This window comes from Acinetobacter sp. YWS30-1 (genome assembly GCF_033558715.1).
Lineage (GTDB): Bacteria > Pseudomonadota > Gammaproteobacteria > Pseudomonadales > Moraxellaceae > Acinetobacter.
Map to the genome: position 1 here is coordinate 162971 of NZ_CP114606.1, position 25395 is coordinate 188365.

21 protein-coding genes and 2 tRNA genes are annotated in these 25395 nt (G+C 42.3%); 12 read left to right on the forward strand and 11 right to left on the reverse strand.

Annotated elements, in window-relative coordinates; translation table 11 throughout:
• Positions 1-87 precede the first annotated feature (87 nt).
• Complete coding sequence (locus O4M77_RS00750) at positions 88-2052, forward strand: BCCT family transporter (protein ID WP_180017244.1); 1965 nt, start codon at positions 88-90, stop codon at positions 2050-2052.
• 64 nt (positions 2053-2116) lie between these two features.
• Here O4M77_RS00750 and omp33-36 read toward each other — a convergent pair whose 3' ends face one another.
• A complete protein-coding gene (omp33-36, locus tag O4M77_RS00755; RefSeq protein WP_323713674.1) occupies positions 2117-3013 on the reverse strand; it encodes a porin Omp33-36 in 897 nt (298 codons plus the stop codon).
• A gap of 1141 nt (positions 3014-4154) precedes the next feature.
• Here omp33-36 and O4M77_RS00760 point away from each other — a divergent pair.
• The gene (locus O4M77_RS00760; protein ID WP_323713675.1) at positions 4155-5864 is read left to right on the forward strand and encodes a GGDEF domain-containing protein; all 1710 of its coding nucleotides are present in this window, start codon (positions 4155-4157) and stop codon (positions 5862-5864) included.
• Positions 5865-5885: 21 nt separating this feature from the next.
• On the opposite strand, the gene O4M77_RS00765 is transcribed toward O4M77_RS00760, so the two are convergent.
• The 5 genes from O4M77_RS00765 to tenA form a co-directional block, all read right to left on the reverse strand.
• The gene (locus O4M77_RS00765) at positions 5886-6494 is read right to left on the reverse strand and encodes a DUF4326 domain-containing protein (protein ID WP_104426728.1); all 609 of its coding nucleotides are present in this window, start codon (positions 6492-6494) and stop codon (positions 5886-5888) included.
• A 2-nt stretch (positions 6495-6496) separates the two neighbouring features.
• Positions 6497-6937 carry a DUF488 family protein gene (locus O4M77_RS00770; protein WP_104426727.1) on the reverse strand — a complete coding sequence of 147 codons (441 nt, stop codon included), beginning with the start codon at positions 6935-6937 and terminating at the stop codon, positions 6497-6499.
• Positions 6934-7557: a dual OB domain-containing protein gene (locus tag O4M77_RS00775; protein ID WP_323713676.1), complete on the reverse strand. Its 624-nt coding sequence runs from the start codon at positions 7555-7557 to the stop codon at positions 6934-6936. Before O4M77_RS00775 ends, O4M77_RS00770 begins: the two co-directional genes overlap by 4 nt.
• A 97-nt stretch (positions 7558-7654) precedes the next feature.
• Positions 7655-10486, reverse strand: a complete 2832-nt coding sequence (gene uvrA, locus O4M77_RS00780) for an excinuclease ABC subunit UvrA (RefSeq protein WP_166136876.1) — start codon at positions 10484-10486, stop codon at positions 7655-7657.
• 293 nt (positions 10487-10779) lie between these two features.
• A complete protein-coding gene (gene tenA, locus O4M77_RS00785) occupies positions 10780-11451 on the reverse strand; it encodes a thiaminase II (protein WP_159123702.1) in 672 nt (223 codons plus the stop codon).
• 222 nt (positions 11452-11673) lie between these two features.
• Here tenA and O4M77_RS00790 point away from each other — a divergent pair, with 222 nt between their 5' ends.
• The 4 genes from O4M77_RS00790 to ssb all read left to right on the forward strand — a co-directional run bounded on the left by O4M77_RS00790 (position 11674) and on the right by ssb (position 16131).
• Positions 11674-12765 (forward strand): DUF475 domain-containing protein, encoded by a 1092-nt coding sequence (locus O4M77_RS00790; RefSeq protein ID WP_004781554.1) that lies wholly within the window; start codon positions 11674-11676, stop codon positions 12763-12765.
• 182 nt (positions 12766-12947) lie between these two features.
• The gene (locus tag O4M77_RS00795; protein WP_159123703.1) at positions 12948-14006 is read left to right on the forward strand and encodes an RNA-guided endonuclease InsQ/TnpB family protein; all 1059 of its coding nucleotides are present in this window, start codon (positions 12948-12950) and stop codon (positions 14004-14006) included.
• A gap of 124 nt (positions 14007-14130) precedes the next feature.
• Positions 14131-15495 carry an MFS transporter gene (locus tag O4M77_RS00800; RefSeq protein ID WP_159123704.1) on the forward strand — a complete coding sequence of 455 codons (1365 nt, stop codon included), beginning with the start codon at positions 14131-14133 and terminating at the stop codon, positions 15493-15495.
• A 51-nt stretch (positions 15496-15546) separates the two neighbouring features.
• On the forward strand, positions 15547-16131 hold the full coding sequence (gene ssb / locus O4M77_RS00805; protein ID WP_159123705.1) for a single-stranded DNA-binding protein: 585 nt from the start codon (positions 15547-15549) through the stop codon (positions 16129-16131).
• A 68-nt stretch (positions 16132-16199) separates the two neighbouring features.
• On the opposite strand, the gene O4M77_RS00810 is transcribed toward ssb, so the two are convergent.
• Positions 16200-16664: a hotdog fold domain-containing protein gene (locus O4M77_RS00810; RefSeq protein ID WP_312332872.1), complete on the reverse strand. Its 465-nt coding sequence runs from the start codon at positions 16662-16664 to the stop codon at positions 16200-16202.
• Positions 16665-16802: 138 nt separating this feature from the next.
• Between O4M77_RS00810 and O4M77_RS00815 the strand changes: the two genes are divergently transcribed.
• The 5 genes from O4M77_RS00815 (at position 16803) to O4M77_RS00835 (ending at position 21850) form a co-directional block, all read left to right on the forward strand.
• Positions 16803-17447, forward strand: coding sequence for a TetR/AcrR family transcriptional regulator (locus O4M77_RS00815; protein WP_323713677.1), 645 nt, complete (start codon positions 16803-16805; stop codon positions 17445-17447).
• A gap of 151 nt (positions 17448-17598) precedes the next feature.
• Positions 17599-18162 carry an alkyl hydroperoxide reductase subunit C gene (gene ahpC / locus O4M77_RS00820; RefSeq protein ID WP_005232609.1) on the forward strand — a complete coding sequence of 188 codons (564 nt, stop codon included), beginning with the start codon at positions 17599-17601 and terminating at the stop codon, positions 18160-18162.
• A gap of 244 nt (positions 18163-18406) precedes the next feature.
• Positions 18407-19285 (forward strand): pirin family protein, encoded by an 879-nt coding sequence (locus tag O4M77_RS00825; RefSeq protein ID WP_180012427.1) that lies wholly within the window; start codon positions 18407-18409, stop codon positions 19283-19285.
• A gap of 414 nt (positions 19286-19699) precedes the next feature.
• On the forward strand, positions 19700-21007 hold the full coding sequence (locus tag O4M77_RS00830) for an FAD-dependent oxidoreductase (RefSeq protein WP_125279600.1): 1308 nt from the start codon (positions 19700-19702) through the stop codon (positions 21005-21007).
• 3 nt (positions 21008-21010) lie between these two features.
• Positions 21011-21850: an SAM-dependent methyltransferase gene (locus O4M77_RS00835; protein WP_159123709.1), complete on the forward strand. Its 840-nt coding sequence runs from the start codon at positions 21011-21013 to the stop codon at positions 21848-21850.
• A gap of 81 nt (positions 21851-21931) precedes the next feature.
• Here the strand turns inward: O4M77_RS00835 and O4M77_RS00840 are convergent.
• From O4M77_RS00840 to O4M77_RS00855, 4 genes are all read right to left on the reverse strand, one after another.
• Positions 21932-22007, reverse strand: a tRNA-Thr gene (locus tag O4M77_RS00840).
• A 205-nt stretch (positions 22008-22212) separates the two neighbouring features.
• Complete coding sequence (locus tag O4M77_RS00845) at positions 22213-22440, reverse strand: hypothetical protein (protein ID WP_004781576.1); 228 nt, start codon at positions 22438-22440, stop codon at positions 22213-22215.
• 438 nt (positions 22441-22878) lie between these two features.
• On the reverse strand, positions 22879-23079 hold the full coding sequence (locus tag O4M77_RS00850) for a hypothetical protein (protein WP_004781578.1): 201 nt from the start codon (positions 23077-23079) through the stop codon (positions 22879-22881).
• A 205-nt stretch (positions 23080-23284) separates the two neighbouring features.
• Positions 23285-23375: transfer RNA gene (locus tag O4M77_RS00855), tRNA-Ser, on the reverse strand.
• Between the two features lie 121 nt (positions 23376-23496).
• On the opposite strand from O4M77_RS00855, the gene O4M77_RS00860 reads away from it, so the two are divergent.
• Positions 23497-25377 carry a potassium transporter Kup gene (locus tag O4M77_RS00860; RefSeq protein ID WP_104426719.1) on the forward strand — a complete coding sequence of 627 codons (1881 nt, stop codon included), beginning with the start codon at positions 23497-23499 and terminating at the stop codon, positions 25375-25377.
• Positions 25378-25395: the final 18 nt, after the last annotated feature.

Sequence of the window (25395 nt, forward strand, 5' to 3'; positions counted from 1 at the left end):
TCGTAATTCTCTCGATCAGAATGTTTTTACTTATCAATAATGATTCAAGCCTCCCGGCATTCAATCTATTAAAAAAATGGGGGATCTATGCCTTCCAAACCTTCATCCTGGTTTGCCAATATCAATCCGAATGTCTTTATTAGTACAGTGGTGATTATCGCCATTTTTTTGGGACTGGTAATACTGGCACCTGATTCATTCGACCTGTTGACCAAGCAAATGAATGCGTGGATTACCACTTCATTTAGCTGGTTTTATGTCCTCTCCGTGGCGATCTTCCTGATTGTCCTGATTTATATTGCCCTGTCTGATATGGGGAAAATCAAACTCGGGCCCGACCATAGTCAGCCAAAATACAGCCAGGCATCCTGGTTTGCCATGCTGTTTACCGCAGGTATGGGAATTGGCCTGATGTTTTTCGGTGTTGCCGAACCGGTTATGCACTATGTCACACCGCCTGCTGGTGAACCGGAAACTGTACTGGCCGCGCAGCAAGCTATTCGCGTGACTTTCTTCCACTGGGGCCTGCATGCCTGGGCGATTTACACCATTGTGGGTCTGTCATTGGCCTATTTTGCGTATCGACATAATCTGCCTTTAAAAGTTCGCTCCGCCTTATATCCACTGATCGGCAACCGGATTCATGGCCCAATCGGAGACGGGGTAGATACTTTTGCCACCTTAGGGACAGTATTTGGGGTTGCGACAACTTTAGGTTTTGGGGTGACTCAGATTAATTCGGGTCTGAATTACCTATTTGGAGTTGAGCAGACCCCCAGTACTCAGGTCATTTTGATTATTGCCGTCACTGTAATGGCATCAATGTCCGTATTTTTTGGTTTGGATAAGGGCATCAAACGCCTGGCTGAACTGAATCTGCTGCTTGCTTTACTGTTACTCATCTTTGTTTTTGTTACCGGTCCAAGTATCTATCTTCTGCAGACCACTATCCAGAATTCTGGACAGTATGTTGCAAACCTGTTCAGTATGACCTTCAATCTGTATGCCTATCAGCCTAGTGGCTGGATTGGTGGCTGGACCATTATGTATTGGGCCTGGTGGATTTCCTGGTCACCATTTGTCGGGATGTTTATTGCCAGAGTATCCGAAGGCCGCAGTATCCGTGAGTTCATTGTTGGGGTTCTACTGATTCCTACCGGATTTACCCTGATCTGGATGGGCTTTATGGGCAATGCTGCATTATTCAGTATCATGCATGAAGCCAATACTAATCTACTTGAGGCAGTACAACGTGACTCCTCTGTAGCGCTGTTCGAATTTTTAGGTAATCTGCCATTTAATTCAGTCACCAGTATTATTGCTACGGTATTGGTTATCCTGTTCTTTGTCACTTCAGCAGATTCTGGATCATTAGTCACGGATTATCTCACGGCGAAAACCGAGAATTCACCGACTTGGCAGCGTCTGTTCTGGACCGTGTTAATGGCTTTATTGGCCATCATTCTGTTACTGGCAGGTGGGCTGGAAGCCTTGCAGTCGGCTACGATTATGAGTGCCTTGCCGTTTACATTTATTATGCTGCTGATTTGCTGGGGACTGATTAAGGCCCTGCATCTGGATGTAACGAAAATGCATGCGCTACAAGCTGCACGTATTACCCCGCGGGCCATTCAGAACCCGCGTAGCTGGCAACAGCGACTCGGTTTAATTATGCATTATCCGCATACGCATGATGAAGTACGTGATTATATTGATACGATGGTCAGCAAAGCTTTTAACAGTTTTCAGGCTGAACTGAAACGTCGTCACATCCAGGTGAAAATCTTTAAATTGGAAGATGGGATCGAGTTACGTGTCGATCATCAGAATGAAATGAACTTTATTTATCAGGTCATTGCTACCCAGACTCTGGCACCGAGCTTTATGCCGGATGCAGATTCTCCGCAGTCTTATCAGGCAGAAGTCTTTTTAAGGGAAGGGGGGCAAAATTATGATGTGATGGAATGGACTCAGGAAGATTTAATCCAGGACATCATTGACCAATATGAACGTCATCTGCACTTTTTAAGTCTGGTCCGTTCTCCAGAATAAATATTTGATCCAATAAAAAAGGACGCTGATGCGTCCTTTTTTTATTCAGTCACTAATTCAGAAATTAGAAACGGAATTTAGCATTTAAGCCTACAGTTTGTGTATCACGAACTACAGCATTTTGAGCAAGATTTGCTTCGTAGTTTGAGTTCACATAACTAGCACCTACAGCAACTGCTGGAGTGATGAAGTAGTTTACGTTTGCGCCCCAAGCTTTGTCTGGAGAGTTAGCGTAGCTAGATTCCATATAAGATGCACCAACGCTTAATTTAGGGTTGATGTACAAAGTAGTACCTAGGTTGTAAGCAGTATCTTCACCATAAACCAAGCCGCTTTCGAAGCCAAGTGACATGTTAGTGCCGTCAATTGCGCCTACATATTTAGTACGAGCAGTGATTGCATCTTGGTCTTCAGCGATTGTTTGAGACTCAAGAGCAGCTTTAGCAACGCCGTTGTTGAACATATTGAAAGCGTCATAAGAAGTTTGGTCTGCAACGCTTGTGTAACCTACAGCTACCAGGAAGTTAGGAATAGGGAGTACACCTACTTCTAATGCATAACGGTCGCCATTGTCATCATTTTGGCCACCTTTACCATCAGTAATTGTATGGCTATAAGAAGCGCTTGCATAAGCAGGAACAACTTTAGTTGGGATGTAAGCTTCACCTTTCACACCGAAAGTATGAGAAGTCTGGTCTCTATCATCAGCATCTACATCATATTCGCCATATGTATAAGCAGCAGAAACGTTAGATGCCTGGTTGATGAAAGCAGCTTCAGCTAAAGGGCCTTTAGAAGCGTCTACATCTTTGAAGTAGTAAGTACCTTGAACAGCACCAGTGAAATCTTTGTCATTTACAGTGTTGTCGATGAACTCTGATTGACCTTGAACTTCGAATTGATATGCTTGAGCACCGGTCATGGCTAATAATAAAGCAGTGGCTAAACCGAGTTTTTTCATGATATTTACCATTTTGTTACAAAAGATGTACAACAGGAACGTATTGTATTGTGACAATTTATTAAGTCAATCCAATTCGAAATCGCTATTTTTTTGTACAAAATCATTGTATTGATTTTGTTTAATAGTCTTTTAATTAGAAAATTTAGTTATTTTAGAAAAAAGCTTAAATAACAATGTTGTATACTAAATAAATTGTTAGATCTAATCAGGAAAATGAATTAATAAAGGATTTTTTGATTGTTTAATTAAGTTGAATAGTGGATTTTAATTCAAAAAACCAATTTATTTATCATGAAAATAATCATGTTTATTACACTGAATTTAAGAGAGGCGTAAAAACTGTAATATAAAGCAAATTTATGAAAGAATTGATCGGTTTAGCGACAAAATCAGGGTTATAATGTGATGTATTTCACTGTTTTGTCTATAAATTGTGATATGTCATAAATCCTAGTAAATTAATGTGCTTTACATTGTTACCAAATTGACTGATAATAAAAAAATCAGGTTAGAGTTCATGTTTTTACATGATAATTTGACTGATTCTCCACATATTTTTGTTTTTATCGGCCCAGCTTTCCCCAAGGTTGGGCTTTTTTTTGCCAGAATTTTTTAGAAGCATCAGTCTACGGATTAGTTCATAAAAGAAGATTAGAAAAACTAGTATAGAAAGCCGTCAAAGATGATTCTTAAGTGCACCTTAATGGTGCATTATTTCAATTTAAAAATTGCTTCGTTCTATAAAGTTGCAAAAAAAAACCTCAATTTCTATATAAAATTGAGGTTTTTTCGCCAAAATTTGCGGGTAAATCAAAAAATCTGCTGAGGAATAATTTAACTCGCCCTAATGCAGTGCATTATGCACCTAATTGTTGCACGTGTAAATAGTTCAGAAAGCGAGTTTTTTAATTTTCTTATATTTTAAATTATGAAATTTTCATTCCTATTTATATTTTAGTGATAACAGATGAAAAATCCTGAAAATATAAAGAGTTAAAACCTTTAAGAACATAAGAAAAACCTTCTGAAAATCAAAGCAATTGGGAAGAAATATTGATGATGAGTAGGCGTTTATTTGTATAATCTATCTACTATTAAATGGGGAGTCCTTGATTCATGTGAAGGACTAAAAATCAAGATGAATACTTTGCGCTCTGAGAAAATCAGCAAACATCTGTACTGGTCGATGTCGATCATTATTTTATGTTTATTGTGTATTTGTATTCCCTTAATTATTGATAGTAGTCAACATTATTTAAAATCAAAACAAACCTATCAGCAGCTTGATGCCTTACAACAGGTCACCGATCTCTCCAATAAAATCTCCCGGGAACGGGCACCTGCCAACAAAGTAATGTCCAGCTCGGTTGAGGAATTTGCCAAACATCAGCAGGAGTTAAGCGATTACCGTCAGGAAGTCGATCAACAGATGCAAATTACGGCTCAGGCACTCGATCAGGTTGGTTTTAATCACCTAAGCCAGCAACTTTTATCTGAATTGAAACCGAGCTTGCAGAATGGACGTCAGCAGGTCGATCTCTATACTCAAATACCTCGCCCGGAACGTACTGCACAGGAAATGGATCAGGCTATTCTCGCCATGTTTACTGCCTGGGATAGCAGCCGTAAAATTCTGAAAGGAGTAGTGATTGCCTCTGCTACGCCATCTGCCCGTTTGGATAATTACATGAGTGAAATCCTGTTTTTATCTGATCTCAGGGATCAATCGGGTCGGGTAGCGTCAAATGTCATGGCACATGTGACATTTGGAACCCACATTCCAGAGCAAAACATTACCCGTTCCTTGCAGGTCCAGCATCAGGTACGCTACCTCTGGGATATTATTGATACGCTACAGCCTGTTCAGGACAAAACTGATGAATTTATTCGTTTACATCAGCGGGTCGGAACTGAATTTATCCAGCAAGGTTTACCGATTGTGGAGCGACTGATTGAAGATAGCCGCCAGCAGCGTCCTTATTATTTAACTGGAACCCAGCTGACTGAAGCCATTGTAGATAAATTTACAACAGTGATTGATTTGCAGAGCTATTTACTGCAATACACCAAAGATGTGGCTATTAAGGAAATGCGCCATGGTCTGAATCATTTGATCTGGACAGTGGCCTTATCTGGAATTTCCCTGATTACGGCAATTTTGACCATGATTTTTGCGCGTAAACGCATCTTTATTCCTTTAATTCGCGCACGTAAAATTTTATTTGATTTGTCCATTGGGTCTGAACGGAAGCAAGCACAATCAAAACTAAAAACAGACCGGCCTACTGAATCCTTATTTACAGCAATTCAAAAACTGCAGCATACGCTGCAAGAGCGTGAAGCATTAGAATTTCGACTGAAAAATATTGCCCATTCCGATTCCCTGACTGGACTGGCTAACCGTTTTGCGCTCGATGAATATATCCGTTTTATGGAAACGCATCCGACCCAGTTTAAGCGAACCTGCCTGATGATTATCGACATTGATCACTTCAAACAGGTCAATGATCAATATGGGCATATTATTGGTGATCAGGTCATTCAACTGGTTGCAGAGCGCTTAAAAGCCAATATTCGAGCTTCGGATCTACTGGTTCGCTATGGCGGAGACGAATTTCTGGTCCTGATTGAAAATATCGAGATGCAGCATGCTTTCATGCTAGCGAATAAAATCCGGACTGAAGTCGCTGAGCATTCTATTCTGACCTCAGCTGATGAAGATATTCATGTATCGGTGAGTATTGGGGTAGCGATTGGTGCAGAGTCATGGATTGCTTTACTGGAACAGGCCGATGAGGCGTTATTTAAGGCCAAAGCCAAAGGACGTAATGTGGTGGCTGAGGTTTGATTTTAGGAGATATAAATCATCTTATAAACCATCATCCCATTCATTAAGGAAATGAGCAATGATATCTCCGTGGCAGTCATGAGGCTTACAGAAACAGCCTAATCTTTTCCCTGCTAAATGATAAACATCCTCTCTTTTGGCTTTCATTAAAATATCTTTATCAAAATCATATTTAAATTTATTAATAACTTCCTCACGACTTTCTTGTTCAGCGCCATTCATCGCATAAGGATTTCCCCAAATTGAACCTCTTCCAATATATTCATATTCCTCAGATTTTTTTATATTTTTAAATTTTGGGTGGTGATGAATATTAATTACTCGAGTAATTTTAATGGGAATCACCCTCAAAGGTATTTTATTTTTTTGGAAAAAACTCACTTCCTCTGAAAAAACTTCTCCATCATCAAAAATTACAACATGTGTATATTCTAAATTTTTCCATTCTTCACAAATAATAAGATCTGTGCAGTTAGTATTTTGCGCAAAATATTGCTTTAAAAGCGAATGAGGATCATGAGGGCAAGAAAGTTTGAAATTTGAGAAAAAACTCGTTATACGAGTTAGTTTTCTAGCAATTTTAGAATAGCAATTAAATTCCTGAGGAAGAAATACTAGAACATTTGACATAATCAATAGAGGTGCTTAATTTCACTTATAGTTGTCTGTGACTGTGCTAAATAGTCTAATACAAGACGACGATGGCATTGATGTGGTAAATGTTCACTGCATAATAAACATTGGTCGTTAAAATCATCTAAGTTAAATGATTTTTCAATATTACGTTTAGACATTAGGCTCATAAATTTTTCTTCGTAATTTTGCCAACTGATTTCACCTTTTTTGTAAGGTTTTAATATTTCGTCAATAGGTGCTAGATCTGGAACATGCTCATATTCGCAGTTACATATTTCCTTTAAAAAATAAATTAAATCATCTCTTTTAGCAAATCCTGCTAATTGTGAGACATTATTAAGACGAACATCAATTATTTTTTTGACCTGATTTTTTTTGAGCAGATTAAAAAAGATCTGAGCTTTTTTTTGAGTAAAGCCAATTGTATAGATATTCATAATAAGTAGATCGCTGCAATTAATTTATAACAATCGCCATTCCACGGTTCACCTAAGCTAATACATAAAATAGCACTTTTAATATCAATATGACTTCGATTTTGCAAAATATTATCAAAATTAGGATCGGTGCAAGCAAAATTGTAGGATGTATGATTATAGATAAAAGTACCACGTCTTTTATTGTATTGAGTATATAAACGTAGGTCATTTACATGTATGAGATATAAAGAATTATTTATAATTTTCTTGAATTGAATAAGATAAAAGTTAACGCGATCTCCATTTCCCCATAAATCGTTAGGATAGTCTAAGAATGAGAGGAGTTCTCTTGTTTGAATTCTAAACTTATCTAACCATTGTGAGCCATCAATTAAATAATTTTCTGGTTGGTTAACTAAAGGTGCATGAGCAGAAAAACTAATTTCAGCCTTTTGCAAAGTTTTTAGCTGCCAGATTTGTCCTTTCCAATTTTTTACTGTAATTTGACTATTTGTAAGTGCTTTACCCTGTGCATCGCCTACAGGTCTAATCCATTGTTTTGTTGAGGTGCATTTTCCGGCTACGCATCGTGCTTGATTCTTTAAAGAATTAGCTAGAATGACAATTTCTTTTTTCATTATTTAAATAAAATTTAAAATTAATTTTTTTATTATAAATAGTTAGCTGCTAGTCATAAATATAACTAGCAGCTAACTTTAGTATAATTTTAGCTTATTACTTCAATAACGGCTTTAAGAATTTCCCTGTATGTGAAGCCTTAACTTTCACAACATCTTCCGGAGTACCTTCCGCGATAATCATACCGCCACCCGCACCACCTTCAGGCCCAAGGTCTACCACCCAGTCTGCAGTCTTGATCACATCCAAGTTATGTTCAATCACAACAATGGTATTCCCTTTATTGCGTAGCTCATGCAGGATGTCCAGCAGCTTGGCAATATCATGGAAATGCAGACCAGTGGTTGGCTCATCCAGGACATACAGGGTTTTACCGGTATCCCGTTTGGCCAGTTCACGTGCCAGTTTGACACGCTGTGCTTCGCCACCAGAAAGCGTCGTCGCTGACTGACCCAGACGAATATAACCCAGACCAACCTGATGCAAGGTTTCCAGACGACGATGAATCACTGGAATCGCATCAAAGAAATGCATGGCATCTTCAACGGTCATCTGCAATACATCAGAAATATTCTTGCCTTTGTAGTTCACTTCCAGCGTTTCACGGTTATAACGCTTGCCATGACAGGCGTCACACGGCACATACATATCCGGCAGAAAGTGCATCGCTACCTTAATCATGCCATCACCTTCACAGGCCTCACAGCGTCCGCCTTTCACGTTAAACGAGAAACGGCCAGCGGTATAACCACGCGCTTTGGCTTCCGGAGTCTGTGAAAACAGTTCGCGAATTGGAGTAAACAAACCGGTATAAGTTGCTGGGTTCGAACGTGGCGTACGACCAATCGGGCTCTGGTCAATATCAACCACTTTATCCAGAAATTGCAGACCATCAATTGAGTCAAACTTCTCAGCAGTTAGCGTGGTTGCACCATTCAGCTGAGTCGCTGCTAGTGGCAACAGAGTCCGGTTAATCAACGTAGATTTACCAGAACCTGAAACACCGGTAACACAGGTCATGATCCCTAAAGGAATGGTCAGATCGACTTTCTTCAGGTTATGCCCGGCAGCACCCATCAATTTGATCTGTTCTTCCGGTTTCGGTGGCTGAACCCGTTTTTTCGGTACTTCAATTTTCAGTTTGCCAGACAGGTATTTACCGGTCAGGGAATCTTTGTTTTCAGCGAGTTCCTGATAAGTTCCTTCTGCAATCACATGACCGCCATGCACACCGGCACCAGGACCAATATCAATAATATGGTCTGCAGCACGAATTGCATCTTCATCATGTTCGACCACTAAAACGGTATTACCGAGATCACGCAGACGAATCAGGGTTTGTAACAGGCGATCATTATCACGCTGATGCAGACCAATCGAAGGTTCATCCAGCACATACATCACACCCATGAGGCCAGCACCAATTTGTGAAGCCAGACGGATACGCTGTGCTTCACCACCAGACAAGGTTTCGGCAGAACGGGACAGACTCAAATAGTTCAGACCGACAGATACCAGGAAGTGCAGGCGTTCACGGATTTCCTTGAAAATCTTGTCCGCAATTTCACCACGCGCACCTTCCAGATTAATGCCCTGATAATAGCTCTCGGCATCGCCAATCGACATGCGGGTAACGTCGGCAATGGTCTTGTCCAGAATTTTCACATTACGTGAGATTTCATTCAGACGTGAACCATCACAAGCATCACAAGCGGCATTGGATAGATACTGCGCCAGATCATCACGCACATAATTGCTTTCGGTTTCGCGGTAACGGCGTTCCAGATGCGGCAAAATACCTTCAAATGGCATCACCCGGTTATGACGACGACCACGTTCATCAATATAGCTCAGGTCAATTTTTTCTTTGCCGGTACCGTACAGGAATTTTTTCTTGGTATTGGCATCCAGTTCATTCCAAGGCATTTCCAGAGAAAAACCAAAATGCTCAGCTACTTTTTGCAGCATGCCATAATAATATGGACGCTGACGGTCCCAGCCACGAATCGCACCCTGGCTAATGCTGACCTCCTGATTGGGAATCAGTTTGTCTGCACTAAAATGGCTACGGGTACCCAAACCATCACAGACCGGGCAGGCACCGAAGGGATTGTTAAATGAAAACAGGCGTGGCTCCAGTTCAGCCACAGCGCGGTCACATTCCGGACAGGAGTGTTTGGCAGAAAACACGCGATCATCATTTTCACCTTTCATCCAGGACAAAATCGCAATATCTCCACCGAGACGCAGTGCAGTTTCAAAACTTTCTGCAATCCGGTTACCGAGATCATCACGTACCTTAAAGCGGTCAACCACGACTTCAATAGTATGTTTTTTCTTTTTGTCCAACTCGGGTGGTGGATCAATTTCCATGATCTCGCCATCGACACGTGCACGCACAAAGCCTTGGCTTTGCAGTTGCTCAAATAACGCTGTGTACTCACCCTTACGTTCACGCACGACAGGCGCTAACAATAACAGCGCAGTGCCTTCTTCCAGTTCTTTAACCGCATCGACCATTTCAGTTACGGTCTGTGCCACCATAGGCAGGTCGTGTTCCGGACAGTAAGGTGTACCTACGCGTGCGTAAAGCAGACGTAAATAGTCATAGATTTCGGTAATGGTACCTACAGTCGAACGCGGATTATGGCTAGTCGATTTCTGTTCAATAGCGATGGCTGGGCTTAGGCCCTCAATCGAATCAACTTCCGGCTTTTCCATTTGCGAAAGGAATTGACGCGCGTAGGCAGACAGAGATTCTACATAACGGCGTTGACCTTCCGCATATAACGTATCGAATGCCAGTGAGGACTTACCTGAACCAGACAGTCCCGTAATCACCACAAACTTGTCGCGTGGAATATCAAGGTTCACATTTTTCAGGTTATGGGTACGTGCACCTCGAATACGGATGTGACTTTGGCTCATGCAATGATCCTAGAAAATTCATCAAAAACCTTTATATGATACCGAATGAAAAATGTTCAAGTGCAAATAAAAGTATTTTAAACGTCAAGTTGTGTCGGATATTGGTCAAAAGATCAGTACTAAAGCAACTGGGGGAAAATGTAGATTAGATTTGCTCTTTTCCAAACATCTAATGGATGAAATTTCATGATGCATAACTCCATCGAAATTAGCTTCACTTTCCATCATTTAGGGTTTGGCTTAAAAATAAAAAAGCCCTGTATTAAACAGGACTCAGTCAATAGAAACTAAAATTAATCATCCAGACCTAGCCATTGGCGTTGTTCATAAGCACTGTCCCAGAACAACCATTCCAGACGTGCTGCATAGGTATAGGCCTGATGCATTTTTTCTAGAGTATCGGCATCGACCCGTGCTGCCACTCGATCCACAGTAGCAATTACATTGCGTACCGCCGTATGAAAATCTTCACCGGCATAGGTATCAATCCAGGCCTGATACGGATTATTCGGCGCCGCCTTATCGACAATATCCTTACCCACTTCTGCATAGATCCAGAAACATGGCAGTAGGGCAGCCAGAACCACCGGATAACTTTCTGCCCAGGCTGTTGCCTGTAAATAAGAGGTGTAATGATGGCTGGCCAGAGTCAAAGGTGTATTTTCAAATTGGGTTTTGCTGATGCCAAAATCCTGCATAAAGCCATCATGCAGGCTACGTTCGACTACAATAGCAGTTTTAGCGGCTTCACTGAACTGGATTACGTCATCTGCTTCAAAAGCTTTGGCTGCACACACCGCCAGTGCACGGCCATAGGCCAGTAAATAATGCGCATCCTGAATCACATAATGACTAAAAGCTTCACGGCTTAATGTTCCCTGCGCCAGCTGCTGGTTAAAAGGCAGCGCCAATGTCTTTTGATAAAGTCCGAGATTACGTTGCCATACGTCTTGAGAGAAACTCATACTGAAATCCTTAGCAGTTGAAGTCAAAATATCCAGCACTATAGCAAAGATGAATCTGTTTAAAAGATCAGCAAATCTGAAAAGCAGAAAATACCTAAAAATGGTTCAGGAAGTGCTTTGGTTTATGCGGCAAAAGTTTCATAATTGGGACAACTTTTAGTCTTAGTATTTCTCTACGTTTAAAGAAATGCATTTAATGAAATTTATCTAAGGTCGATATATATGTTGAAACACTTTGGTTTCTCAATCGTATTTTCGATCGTGTGTCTTGGTTTGTCTGCTTATTGGGGATTTACCCATGGTCCGGAAGCGGGCCTGCAAACCATGTTCACAGCACTGACCATCACCGCTATTCTGGCGATTATGGAAGTGTCGTTGTCGTTTGATAACGCGGTTGTCAATGCATCCGTCCTGCGCGGTTGGGATCATTTCTGGAAAATGATTTTCCTGACAGTCGGGATTCTGGTTGCAGTTTTCGGGATGCGCCTGATTTTCCCGGTGGTCATTGTGGCCGTGACTGCGGATATGGGCTTTATGGAAGTGGTGCAGCTCGCCTTAAATGCACCCAAAGAATATTCGGCCAAACTAATGGCACATCATGCCGAGATTTCTGCCTTTGGTGGTGCCTTCCTGATGCTGGTATTCCTAAACTTCTTCCTGGATGAAGAAAAAGACACCCACTGGTTCCGCATGCTGGAACGCCGTCTGGCGCATCTGGCAAACGTTCCGGCGATGTCAGTCTTTATTACCCTGATTGCCTTATTAATCATGGATTTCCAGGTCGAAGAAGCGAAACGTCTGGATGTTATTCTGGCGGGGATCTGGGGAATCGTGATTTATATCGGGGTACAGGTCCTAAGCCATATGTTAGGTGGGGAACCGGAAGTAGACGAAGAGGGTAATGCCGTTCGTCATGATGCTGAAGGCGTACCGACTGGCGTGGTAAAAGCCGGCTTTGGTGGCTTTCTTTACCTGGAAGTGCTGGACGCCTCTTTCAGTTTTGACGGTGTAATCGGTGCCTTTGCGATTACGTCTGACGTGGTAATCATCATGTTAGGCTTGGCCATCGGTGCGATGTTCGTGCGTTCGATGACCATTTACCTGGTCGATAAAGGCACGCTGGATGCCTATATCTATTTGGAACATGGCGCGCACTATGCGATTGGTGCTCTGGCATTTATCATGCTGGCAAGCAGTACCGGTGTACATATTCCTGAAGTAGTGACCGGTCTGATCGGTGTGGCTTTCATTATCTGGGCAGTCATTGCTTCGATTCAATATACCAAGCGTCAGTTATTAAAAGCAGGCAAATAGCCCCGTGATCGCTGAACAGAAGCGTAGCTCCGGCTACGCTTTTTTATCCATTGGAGCGTAAAACCTCGTGGTTCAGCACGAGGATATAAGCGACTGGAGTAAACCACATGAACGACACGAAATGTCGTTTTAAATACTTGTACTATAGTCACTATTAAGAAAAATACTGTTAAAATAATTGGATGAAGACACTCAAATTACGCATAAAAGACAAACATTGCAAGGTGCTAAATCAGTTAGCATCCGAAGTAAATTTTGTTTGGAATTATGTCAATGATTTGTGTTTTAAACATCTTCAAAAAAAACAACAATTCTTTTCAGCATACGATATTGCAAAATACACGAAAGGCACATCGAAAGAATGCAACTTGCACAGTCAAACTATTCAGGCAGTGACAGAAGAATTGGTCACAAGACGCAAGCAGTTCAAAAAAGCAAAACTAAAATGGCGTGTCAGTAATAAAAAATCAGCTAGACGTTCACTAGGTTGGATACCGTTTAAAAAGGTTGCAATCAAATATGCTGATGGCTGTGTTCAATATGGTAAACACCAATTCAAGTTATGGGATAGTTACGGTTTAAGTCAATACAGGGTTAAAACAGGCTCATTCGTTGAAGATAGCCGAGGCCGTTGGTATGTATGTCTTGTAGTTGACAATGCTAAAACAGAGAAAACCACCGCTAAAACCTCAATTGGCATAGATTTAGGTTTAAAAGATTTAGCCACTTGTTCAGATGGTGTAAAACTTAAAGCCCCTCAAATCTATCGGAAATATGAACAAAAACTTGGTATTGCTCAACGTGCAAAAAATAAAAAACGAGTGAAAGCAATTCACGCCAAGATTAAAAATGTAAGACAAAACATGCTGCATCAATTCAGCCATAAACTAGTAAAAGAACATGCAGCAATCTTCGTTGGCAATGTGAATGGCAAAGCATTAGCGCAAACCAAACTAGCCAAGTCTGTGTTAGATGCCAGTTGGACAACACTAAGAACCATGCTCAAGTATAAATGCGAGAACGCAGGGGTATGGTATGAAGAAGTCAATGAAGCCTATACCACCCAAACTTGTTCGTGCTGTGGCTCACGCTCCAGTAGTCCGAAAGGTAGAGCAGGTTTAGGAATAAGAGAGTGGCAGTGTGGTGAGTGTGGTAGCTCATGGGATCGGGATGTAAATTCCGCACTGAATATTCTTGCGCTCGGGCATGAGCGTCTAGCAGTAGGAATCCCCTTGCTTTAGCTGGGGGAGGATGTCAATTTTCAGATAGTCCTCATCTTTATTTCAAATAAAATTCATGCATTCCTTTGAGCGGAATGGCCTATAATCTACGCATCAAGATTAACTAACTCGATCGCCAGACTTTATGATGAATGCCTTAGAACGTCGCTCGACCTTTGCCCTGAGCAGTATTTTCGCACTGCGCATGCTGGGGTTGTTTATGATCATCCCTGTATTCTCTGTAGCAGGGCAGTCATATGAATATGCTACGCCTGCACTGATTGGTCTGGCGGTGGGTATTTATGGCCTGACACAGGCCATTTTACAGATTCCGTTTAGCCTGATTGCGGACCGTTATAGCCGTAAGCCACTGGTGGTTTTAGGCTTGTTACTATTCGCTCTAGGTGGTGCGATTGCTGCAATGTCTGACACCATTTATGGCGTGATCATTGGTCGTGCGATTGCCGGTGGTGGGGCAGTTTCAGCAGTGGTAATGGCCTTATTGGCTGATGTGACCCGTGAAGAAAACCGCATGAAAGCCATGGCGGTGATGGGCATGAGTATCGGCCTGTCCTTTGTGGTGGCCTTTACCATGGGGCCGTGGGTGACAGGACTGGTCGGCATTTCTGGTCTGTTCTGGGTGACTACCGTAATGGGCTTGGCTGCGATTGCGATGCTGTTGATGGTTCCTAAAGTCACTCGTCATCATAAAAATTTTCAGCAAGGTTATGTAGAGCAGCTAAAACAGGTCCTGAAAATGGGAGACCTGAACCGTCTGCATATTTCAGTATTTACCCTGCATTTGCTACTTACAGCGATGTTTATTTATGTGCCATCGCAACTGATTGAAGTTGCTGAACTGCCATTATCGAGCCATGGCTGGGTCTATCTGCCGCTGCTGGTCGTGAGCTTGTTTTTTGCCTTCCCAAGCATTGTACTGGCAGAAAAATACCGCAAGATGCGCAGCATTTTCCTGACAGCGATTGGCGGGATTATCCTGGGTCTGCTGATCATGATTTTTGGTTTTGAGTCTAAATATGTGCTGATCGGTGGATTGGGATTATTCTTTATTGCTTTTAATGTCATGGAAGCCTTACTGCCCTCCTGGCTATCCAAAGCAGCCCCGATTCAATCCAAAGCCACTGCGATGGGCGTGAATGCCAGTAGTCAGTTCCTGGGCGCATTCTTTGGCGGGATCATTGGTGGACAATTGTTGTTACTCAACAACACTTCGCTCGGTTGGAGTATTTTATCGGCAATTGCTATAATTTGGCTGCTCATGAGTTTTGGGTTGGCTCAACCACGCTATCTTTCATCGCTCGTGCTTCGTCTGCCAGAGAGTAAACAAACAGATGAATGGACTTCTCAACTTTTGGCGATTCGTGGTATTGAAGAGGTTGTGGTCATGTCTGAACAGCAAGTCGCCTTTGTAAAGGTCGATAAACAGCAGGTTGATGATGTTTCGCGACAACAATTAACGCACTTGTTAGGTAAAGAGGTAGCCATTTAAACATAACTCTTATAAAGTAAAATATAGAAATAAATAGGAAGTGTACGTCTGATGCGTGGTGTTAATAAGGTCATTTTAGTTGGTACTTTAGGTCGAGATCCTGAGACCAAAACTTTCCCAAATGGTGGTTCTCTCACTCAATTCTCTATCGCAACCAGCGATTCATGGACTGATAAAAATACGGGCGAACGTAAAGAGCAAACCGAATGGCATCGTATTGTGCTGCATAACCGTTTAGGTGAAATTGCACAGCAATATCTGCGCAAAGGTTCTAAAGTTTATATCGAAGGTTCATTACGTACCCGTCAATGGACAGATCAAAGCGGTCAAGAACGCTACACAACGGAAATCCGTGGTGAGCAAATGCAAATGCTGGATTCTGGTCGTCCACAAGGCGAGCAAGGCGATAACGGTTTTAACCAGCCACGTTTTAATAACAATAACCAAGGTGGCGGTTATAGCAATAATTCACAAGGTGGTTATGGCTCAGCGCCTCAGCAAGGCGGTTTTAACAATAATCAGGGCAGTGGTTATGGCAACAATAACCAAAATAACCAGGGTGGTTATGCGCCGAAGTCTGCACCTGCTCCAGTAGCAGCACCTGCAGCTGATCTGGATGATGATCTTCCGTTCTAATCCTCATATTAGAAAGGAAATTCATCATCAAAACCCGCCATTTGGCGGGTTTTTCATATCTGGGTTTTCTATTTTTTCACTGAAACCCACATGGTGATCACCGCCCGAAACACGACTTCTTCTGCAGTATCTTTAATTTCTACATTGACCAGATAATCGCTGCCTTCGTTCCATATAAAGTTAGGCTCGGCGGGTGTCGCAATCGCGATCAGATCAGTAGTGGCTTTTTTGACATATTCGACCTGCATACCCTTGGGAATCCAGCGATGAGTTTTCGGAACGGTTGCATCGGTCATGGTGCCGCCTGCCAGTTCAGCCATGTTACACATGGCAATCGCGTGTACAGTACCTAAATGGTTCAGCACGGCACGATGTTTCTTGATGCTCACTGCACAATATCCAGGCTTTAAATCTTCAAACAGTGGAGAAATACTGCCGAAATAGGGTGCTTTTAGACAAAGTAATTTAGAAAAAAGATATTTACCGGCTGGCTTATTTTCTAGGCTTTTCCAGATTTTTAGGGCTTGGCTCATCTATAACTTCCTGTATATTATTTTTAATCAGAATAATATTCTCATACAGAATATTATTCTGTATTGGCACATCTGACAAAAACCAGACATCAGGCTGCCAGCCTGCTTTCAAAAATAGAGAGGATTTAAATATTAAAAATGCAAAACATGGAATTGCTGGAAAGGATTTTTAAGGGAAGACGGGCTTTACTCAAACGTCAGATTCTGGAATGTGCATTGACAGAGTTTCTGCGTACAGGCATTGCTGCGACTACGATTGAAATGATCCGTGATCAGGCCGATACCAGTATCGGGGCGATCTACCATCATTTTAAAAACAAGGAAGGGATCATTGCGGCACTATATATTGCAGCGCTCACAGATCAGTCAACGCAGCGTTTGCAGGCTCTGTCACAAGTTCAGGGTATTGAACGAGGTATACAGGCGGTTATTCAGAGTTATATCGATTGGGTTGTAGCGTATCCTGATTTTGCCCGCTTTCTTTATGCCGCGCATCATACAGTTCAAAGCAGTGACTTCGGAGAAGAATTGCAGCAGTCGAATCAGCAGCGCAATCAGGACTTACAACAATGGCTGGCTCAGCAGGCAGATATCGGGCAATTACAAGCTGTTCCCTTAGAACTGCTTATGTCACTGATCATTGGACCCACTGAAAGTTATTGCCGGAGCTGGTTATCTGGTCGAGTTCAAACCTGCCCTAAATACTATGCAGCAGCCTTAGCAAAATCGGCCTGGCAATCTATACAGCATTTTCAAGAAAGTGAAGCCGCCAAAATCGATTAAACAAATCAGAAAGATAAAAATAAAAGGAATTATAAATCTAAAAATCCGATAGTTTTTATGAAAAGTTACGGTTTTACCTGTTGGTGGTTTTTGCGTATTCTTAACTACATCAAATGAACACACACTTTCACGAATAGATAGGAATAGACTTATGAGTTTAATCAATACTGAAGTTAAGCCATTCAACGCAACTGCTTACCACAATGGCCAATTTATTGAAGTGTCTGAGCAAGACATGAAAGGCAAATGGTCTGTAGTATTTTTCTATCCTGCTGACTTCACATTTGTTTGTCCAACAGAATTAGGCGATCTTGCTGATCAGTATGCTGAATTCCAGAAACTGGGCGTAGAAATCTACTCAGTATCTACCGACACGCACTTCACGCACAAAGCTTGGCACGATACTTCTGACGTGATTGGTAAAATCCAGTATCCAATGATCGGCGATCCAACCTGGACTTTGGCGAAAAACTTTGAAGTGCTGATTGAAGCTGATGGTCTGGCGGATCGTGGTACTTTCGTGATCGATCCAGACGGTAAAATCCAGATCGTTGAAATCAACGCGGGCGGTATCGGTCGTGACGCGCAAGAACTGCTTCGTAAAGTAAAAGCGGCTCAATATGTACACGCTCACCCAGGTGAAGTATGTCCTGCAAAATGGAAAGAAGGTGAAGCGACTCTTGCTCCTTCAATCGACCTGGTCGGTAAAATCTAATTCGATAACACTTTATCGAAATTAAAAAACCCAGCCCTCAGCGCTGGGTTTTTTATTATCTACTGCTCATGACTACCTAAATTAACGTCTTATAGCAAAGCTAAAGTTATAAGTAGCTACACAGAAATCTAAGAGTCGAACCGTCTTATATTTGAAATACTGCATTCTAGAAGTACGGTATTGATGACTGCTGATAAAGCTTAAAATGGCTGCATGTTCATCCTATTGTGTATAGGAGTAAAAGATGAAAAAAATTATTGGTGTTTACCGTAATCAAAACATGCACTGGGTTGGTGACGGCTTCCCGGTGAAAAACCTGTTTTCTTATGACCGTTTGGGGCAGGCCATTAGTCCATTTTTATTGCTGGATTATGCAGCGCCGTATCACTTTGCGCCAACCACTGAGCAGCATGGTGTAGGTTCACATCCGCATCGTGGTTTTGAAACTGTAACCTTGGCTTATCAGGGTGCAGTGACCCACCAGGACTCCAGTGGCGGTGGTGGTACGATTCAGACCAGCGATGTGCAGTGGATGACAGCGGGTGCAGGGGTGGTGCATGAAGAATTTCATTCTCCAGATTTTGCGCAAAAGGGCGGCCTGTTTGAAATGGTTCAACTCTGGGTCAACTTGCCAGCCAAAGACAAAATGACCGCGCCACGTTATCAGGCCATTACTGCAGCTGAGATTCCACGGATTGAAATGGATGAAGGTGCAGGACATATCCGGGTGATTGCCGGAGAATTCGGAGGTCATCATGGCCCTGCGCATACCTTTAGTCCGGTGAATGTCTGGGATGGCGAGCTAAAAGCGGAGTATGAAACTACGTTGCATGTACCTACCGGACATAATGCTTTGCTGGTTGTACTGGCGGGTGAGCTGGTGGTAAATGGCAGTCAAAAAGTCCTGGATAGCTCTATTGTGATGTTTGCGCGCGATGATGATCCTGAAATTCAGCTACAGGCCGATCAGGACACTAAATTTTTGCTTTTGACCGGTGAGCCGCTGAATGAACCTATTCAAGGCTATGGCCCATTTGTAATGAATACCAAGGAAGAAATTATTCAGGCATTTCAAGATTTTAATCAGGGTAAATTTGGTGAAATCGCGGTACAGGCCGAATAATACAGTCAGTCTTAAAACAAAGAAGCCTCTGCACAAGCAGAGGCTTTTTTTTCTAATGCGCTGGAATTTCTTGTCGTTTTTACGAGTTTCTTGGATAAATTCATTTTGTTTATCTCTATGAATTTATCTCTTTCTTGTGCTGCATATTATAGAGTGTTTTGCGGTCTTTGTAAACCGATGATTAAAAAATCGGTTAATTAAATCATTTGTTTTTTAAAGATTTATTTTTAAATATTTAAATATAATGGCGGTTTAAGTTACTCTATATAAAGACGTTTTTTGCTATTCAAAAAATGTAATTTATTTGTAAAGTTACGTTAACTCAGACTTACGAAAAAAAAGTATTCTGGAAGATTTTAATAACCTATTTGCCGAAAGCATGGTTCATAATTTCTTTTAGTTTTTCAATGACGGATGATCAGATTGGATATCGCAGTAATTGGTAGTGGCATGGCTGGACTGGCTACTGCCAGAATTCTTCAGGACGCAGGACATCGCATTACTATTTTTGAAGCGCTTCAAGGTCGCGGCATGGACAGTCATAGTCTCGAATTTGAAGGAGGCCTCATTGACGCACCTTTACGTGTGATGAATCCTTATCTGTGGAAAAATACCTTAAGTCTGGCGACTCATCTGGGCATTAAAACTTACCCGGTACGTACCTATATGGCCTGTAGCTGGCTGTTTGAAGACCGGGTAGAAACCTGGCTAACCACGTCACGTAGCCGGATTGGCAATATTCCGATTATCAATAACCGCAAAGGCATCCAGCAATATGGCTGGCGTCTGGTTAAAGGTTTGCTGCAACTCAAAACAGCCTTGGCAAAATTCTTTAAATCCAAAAATCAGGACATCAGCCTGGCAGAATTTATCAATCGCAATGAGATTGAAGAAGTGTTCTGGCATGGTGCGGTGATGCCGGTGCTGTATACCATCTGTACCTGTAATCCAAAAACCATTGGTGAATGGCCAGCCAAACCTTTATTGATTTTCCTGCGTCAGCTAACGGATGGTGATGCCTTATTACGTATGCAGGGCGGTACTCCGGCTTTGGTAGACAAGCTGATTGAAGGCATTCACATTGAAAGTGGTGCGCCGATCGTTTCGGTAAAAGAGCAGGGCGACAAAGTACTGGTAGAAAATGCAGCTGGTCTGTCGAAAACCTTTGATCGTGTGGTTGTGGCGACACCAACCAATCATATTGATGAATTCCTGGATCATGAACAGTTTGGCCGTGATATCGAGCTGTTAAAGAAATTCAAATTTGAACAGGGTGAATTGGTCATTCACCGCGATAGCAGCGTGATGCCACCGAAACGTAAGGATTGGGCTGTACTCAGCTATATGATGGATCGCAAGTTTACCCGTCAGCAATTTACGGTTTGGCTGAATGCGGTTGAACCGAGTCTGGTGGGTAAATCACCAGTATTCCAGACCTGGCGTCCTGTGACTGAGATTGATCCGAAAAAAGTGATTTCATCAGTGACCTTGACCCGTGCGGTAGTAGATGCCAATACCATCGCCCTCAATAAAGAATTACAGCATCGTCATCTGGAAATGAACCGTAAAGTGTTCTACTGCGGCTCATGGTCATCGGACGGTTTACCAATCTTGGAATCTGCAGTGACTTCTGCCATGAAAATTGCTGCAATTATGGGAGCACCGTTGCCATTTGAAGGACTTAAACCTAAGATCGAGGTAGCACCCCAACTCGGTTATTGATTGATGCAATGGTTTCAGGCACTTCGTCAGCGTCTTCCTCAACATAAATATGCAATTGATGCTTCGTTGCTGGGAGACCAGTCGCAGTTGCCCTGGAGCAATCTGGGTTATTGGCGGGAAGGGCAGCAGGATTATGTAGCTGCCTGTCGAACTTTGGCCGACCATTTGGCAGAAATGGTCGGTTTAAATTCAAAGGATAAATTGCTGGATCTGGGCTGTGGCCAGGGTGCCAGCCTGTTGCACTGGCAGCAACACTATCAGGTGCAATATCTGGCCGGTGTAGAACTTCAGCCTGCTTGTGTGGCGAATATTCAGCAACATTTACCTAATCTCAATGCCATCTATCCGGCTTCTTTCCTGCGTTTAAAAGACATGCATTTTTCCCAGCGCTTTGATGTGGTGCTATGTCTGGATGCTGCCTATCATAGTTCCGTTCCCGAACTTCTAGATCAGGTACGCAGTGTTTTGAACACCAATGCACGGATTGGCTTTCATCATCTGATCTTGTCTGAAAAATGGAACAGCTTGAATGCGCTGCAAAAGCGTAAATATCAGTTTCTGCTGACATCCGCCGATGTCAATTTAAAAAACCTGATGTTGAAAAATGAGCTTTATCATTGTTTGGAAAATTTTGAATTTAAGAATATTCAGATTGAAGATCTGTCCGAAGCGGTATTTTCAGGTTTTGCTGATTATGTAAATCAGAATTTAAATACAAAGAAATTGAAACAAAAAGGCAAAAGACTGGATCAGTTTAAAATCCAGATGACGGCAAAGCTTTGTCAGAAGTTATATCAGGATGGGATTGTAAGATATGTGCAGGTGACGGCACAGGCGATCTGAGTATTCAAGGCAAAAAACAGCTATATAAAAATGCCAAACCCAGAAACATCAAAGCCTCACTAAAAAGCGAGGCTAAGAAAATGGTGCCGGCACACGGATTCGAACTGTGGACCTACTGATTACAAGTCAGTTGCTCTACCAACTGAGCTATGCCGGCGTTGTGGAGTGCATTTTACAGATTTTTCTTAAGGGCGCAAGCCAAAAAATAACCGTTCAATCTTATAACCAATTTTTTATTGCTGATCATTGAATCATCTTCACTCAGGCATCTACATTTAAATCATGAAATTGCCCATATCAGTGATATGGGCAAGGATAAGGGGTTGATATTTAAAATCTATTATGAGTGAGTTAAAAGGGAATTATCTGCTTTTGAGTATCCGATCCAGGTCTTGTGCGCATTCCTCTAAAGTAAAGGCCATATCAAACTGCATTTGAGGTTTGAGTTCTTGAGCAAGACTTCTCCACTGTTCAATTAATTTTAGGGCTTTTTGAATCTTATGTTTGTTGACGTCTTTGGCAATGGTCGGGGTATAACCACCGCGTTTGGCATTTTTTATCTGTTTCATGTAGTTTGCGCTGTTATTCATGTCCACTCTCCGAATAGCAGTGTTTCCACTTTTTTCTAACCCAAATAAGGAAGACTCAAGCAATAACGTTTTCTATCTTTAGGTTTTTATTCTCCTTTTATCCTGTTTTGATTCCACCATAACATAGCGATGATGACAATTAAATTAAGCTATTTTTATGCCAGTTTTTGTCTCCATCATATAAATAAACTAAAAGAAGAACATAAAGTTAAGAAATTAATAAAAATGGATATATCATGGTTTTATCCAGAGAATTTATTTCAATATATCTCAACCTATATCCTTACATCTTTAAATCTATCAAAAGAAAAGGCAAGCAATACTCATCTCAAAAATAACCAGTAAAATGAATTATCCTTTTTCAATTCATCTGTCCAAGATGCTCACTTTTAAGGTTTTAGACTATAAAAAAAGCCCAATATAAAATTGGGCTAGGGCTTAAGGCTCGACTTCTAGCGGATCACCATCTTCAGGACGAAGATGACGTGTGCCATCATCCGCAGGATCTACACTTGATCCATCTTTGGTGATCGGATTGTACATTTCATCCTCTTTTTTATCGTCAGTGAACTCCTCATCTTCGAAATCCAGAGGCTCATTATCATCATCAAAATTTAGGGGTTTTTCATCATCTTTCATAGCGATCCATCATTTTTTACCAAGATAGGATCATGCTCGAATATTCCTCAGTGTCATTCAACAGCCATCCGGCATCATTTATGTAACTTGTATAGTTATTCTTTTATTTTTAATCCATTCCCTAATAATTTCGGCAACAAAAAAGGCTCAACCCCTTTAAGATCAAGCCTTTTGCACTACGGTGAACTACCGTAAAAGTCGAATTTGGCGGTGAGAGAGGGATTCGAACCCTCGATACGCTATAAACGTATACACACTTTCCAGGCGTGCTCCTTCAGCCACTCGGACACCTCACCATGGCCGTGGATGATATAGAAAAAAAGCCAGTCTGCCAAGCTTGAAACAATTGATTTGCGGAAAAACTTTGAGCGCAATGCTATGATTCGCAAAAATGCTTGTTAAAAACGAAGACGATATATGCAAAGCACTGCACAGAAAGCAGCTCTCCCGGTAATTACGCTGGCTGCGCTTGGGGTTGTTTTTGGAGATATTGGAACCAGTCCATTGTATGCACTACGCCAATGTTTCTTGACGTCGCACCTTGCCATTAGTGAAGCTTCGGTGTTGGGCATTTTGTCCTTGATCTTCTGGTGCATCATGCTGACGGTGAGCTTCAAATACGTCACTATTATCATGCGTGCCGATAACAACGGTGAGGGCGGAATCATGTCCTTACTAGCTCTCAATTTGCGAACTACACGCATTTCTGATGACAAGAAAATTTACCTGATTGCGCTTGGCTTTATTGGGGCATCGCTGTTTTTTGGTGATGGAATTATTACCCCGGCGATTTCCGTATTATCTGCGGTTGAAGGGCTGAGTATTGCCACGCCTGTGTTTAATCAATGGTTAGAACCTCTATCGATCGGGATTATTGCGGGACTCTTTCTGGTGCAACGTCATGGTACCGGAACCATGGGTAAATTTTTTGGTCCACTGACCTTACTCTGGTTCCTGTCGATTGGTGGTTTTGGTTTATGGAGCATTATCCAGACCCCGACAGTACTGGCCATGGTGAATCCATACTGGGCCTATCATTTTGTGGTCGATCAGCCTTTTGTAGCCTTCTTGACCATGGGCGCCGTGATTCTGACCATGACCGGGGGTGAAGCTATTTATGCTGATATGGGGCACTTTGGTCGTCTGCCGATTCGTCTGGCCTGGTTCATTATTGTGTTGCCCTGTTTGTTACTGAATTATGCTGGGCAGGGCGCGTTGTTGCTGCGCCGTCCTGAAGCACTGGAAAATCCTTTTTATATGCTGCTTCCAGAATGGGGCTTATATCCAATGATTGGTTTGGCAACGGCAGCTGCTGTGATTGCCTCACAGGCGGTGATTACCGGGGTGTTCTCCATGGTGAATCAGGCTATTCAACTGCGCTATTTACCGCGTCTGAGCGTAAAACATACCTCAGCTGAAGAGCGTGGACAGATTTATCTGCCATTCATTAACTGGATGCTGTTTATTTCCGTGGTGATTCTGATTTTACTCTTTGAAAATAGTGCCCGCTTGGCGAGTGCTTATGGGGTCGCAGTCACCATGACTATGCTGTGTGGCACCATTTTAATTAGCATTCTGGCTTACGGTTTCTGGCGCTGGCCAATCTGGAAAGTGGTGTTATTTGCCACACCATTCCTGATGCTGGATCTGGTTTTTGTAGCCTCAACATCTTTAAAAATTGCATCAGGTGGCTGGGTGCCGATCCTGCTCGGGGCGGCATTATTTACGATTCTGATGACCTGGAAAGATGGTCGTGCACTGGTTCTGAACCGTCTGGAAAAAGATGCGCTACCGATTGACTTGTTCATTAAGAGTATCTCAATTGGGGGAGGCACCAAGTTTGTGCCGGGTGAAGCAATTTTCCTGACCGGAACCCCGACCATTGTGCCGCATGCCATGTTGCACAATATCAAGCACAACAAGGTGCTACATGAGCGCAATATTCTAGTGACGGTTATTACCCGGGATATTCCTTTTGTAGGCGATGAAGAACGCATCAAACTGGAAAAACTCAGTGAACATTTTTATCGAGTCACGATGTATTACGGGTTTAAGGATCAGCCAAATATCCCGGAAGCATTGCAACATGCGTATGCAGAATGGGGCTTTGAATATGACCTGATGCAGATCAGTTTCTTTATCTCCCGGGAACGGATTATGCATACGGTGGGAGAGGGAATGGCACCCTGGCGGGAAAAACTGTTTGTTTCCATGCAGCGTAATACCAGTCCGGTCAGCGACTTCTACCAGATCCCGACCAACCGGGTGGTTGAACTGGGTAGCCAGATCGAGATGTAAAAATAGAAAAACCAGAGC

What these genes read in the sequence shown, in the direction of transcription:
- O4M77_RS00750 (WP_180017244.1), top strand. Translation starts at nt 88, where the DNA reads ATGCCTTCCAAACCTTCATCCTGGTTTGCCAATATCAATCCGAATGTC.
- omp33-36 (WP_323713674.1), bottom strand. Translation starts at nt 3,013, where the DNA reads ATGAAAAAACTCGGTTTAGCCACTGCTTTATTATTAGCCATGACCGGT.
- O4M77_RS00760 (WP_323713675.1), top strand. Translation starts at nt 4,155, where the DNA reads ATGAATACTTTGCGCTCTGAGAAAATCAGCAAACATCTGTACTGGTCG.
- O4M77_RS00765 (WP_104426728.1), bottom strand. Translation starts at nt 6,494, where the DNA reads ATGTCAAATGTTCTAGTATTTCTTCCTCAGGAATTTAATTGCTATTCT.
- O4M77_RS00770 (WP_104426727.1), bottom strand. Translation starts at nt 6,937, where the DNA reads ATGAATATCTATACAATTGGCTTTACTCAAAAAAAAGCTCAGATCTTT.
- O4M77_RS00775 (WP_323713676.1), bottom strand. Translation starts at nt 7,557, where the DNA reads ATGAAAAAAGAAATTGTCATTCTAGCTAATTCTTTAAAGAATCAAGCA.
- uvrA (WP_166136876.1), bottom strand. Translation starts at nt 10,486, where the DNA reads ATGAGCCAAAGTCACATCCGTATTCGAGGTGCACGTACCCATAACCTG.
- tenA (WP_159123702.1), bottom strand. Translation starts at nt 11,451, where the DNA reads ATGAGTTTCTCTCAAGACGTATGGCAACGTAATCTCGGACTTTATCAA.
- O4M77_RS00790 (WP_004781554.1), top strand. Translation starts at nt 11,674, where the DNA reads ATGTTGAAACACTTTGGTTTCTCAATCGTATTTTCGATCGTGTGTCTT.
- O4M77_RS00795 (WP_159123703.1), top strand. Translation starts at nt 12,948, where the DNA reads ATGAAGACACTCAAATTACGCATAAAAGACAAACATTGCAAGGTGCTA.
- O4M77_RS00800 (WP_159123704.1), top strand. Translation starts at nt 14,131, where the DNA reads ATGATGAATGCCTTAGAACGTCGCTCGACCTTTGCCCTGAGCAGTATT.
- ssb (WP_159123705.1), top strand. Translation starts at nt 15,547, where the DNA reads ATGCGTGGTGTTAATAAGGTCATTTTAGTTGGTACTTTAGGTCGAGAT.
- O4M77_RS00810 (WP_312332872.1), bottom strand. Translation starts at nt 16,664, where the DNA reads ATGAGCCAAGCCCTAAAAATCTGGAAAAGCCTAGAAAATAAGCCAGCC.
- O4M77_RS00815 (WP_323713677.1), top strand. Translation starts at nt 16,803, where the DNA reads ATGCAAAACATGGAATTGCTGGAAAGGATTTTTAAGGGAAGACGGGCT.
- ahpC (WP_005232609.1), top strand. Translation starts at nt 17,599, where the DNA reads ATGAGTTTAATCAATACTGAAGTTAAGCCATTCAACGCAACTGCTTAC.
- O4M77_RS00825 (WP_180012427.1), top strand. Translation starts at nt 18,407, where the DNA reads ATGAAAAAAATTATTGGTGTTTACCGTAATCAAAACATGCACTGGGTT.
- O4M77_RS00830 (WP_125279600.1), top strand. Translation starts at nt 19,700, where the DNA reads ATGATCAGATTGGATATCGCAGTAATTGGTAGTGGCATGGCTGGACTG.
- O4M77_RS00835 (WP_159123709.1), top strand. Translation starts at nt 21,011, where the DNA reads ATGCAATGGTTTCAGGCACTTCGTCAGCGTCTTCCTCAACATAAATAT.
- O4M77_RS00845 (WP_004781576.1), bottom strand. Translation starts at nt 22,440, where the DNA reads ATGAATAACAGCGCAAACTACATGAAACAGATAAAAAATGCCAAACGC.
- O4M77_RS00850 (WP_004781578.1), bottom strand. Translation starts at nt 23,079, where the DNA reads ATGAAAGATGATGAAAAACCCCTAAATTTTGATGATGATAATGAGCCT.
- O4M77_RS00860 (WP_104426719.1), top strand. Translation starts at nt 23,497, where the DNA reads ATGCAAAGCACTGCACAGAAAGCAGCTCTCCCGGTAATTACGCTGGCT.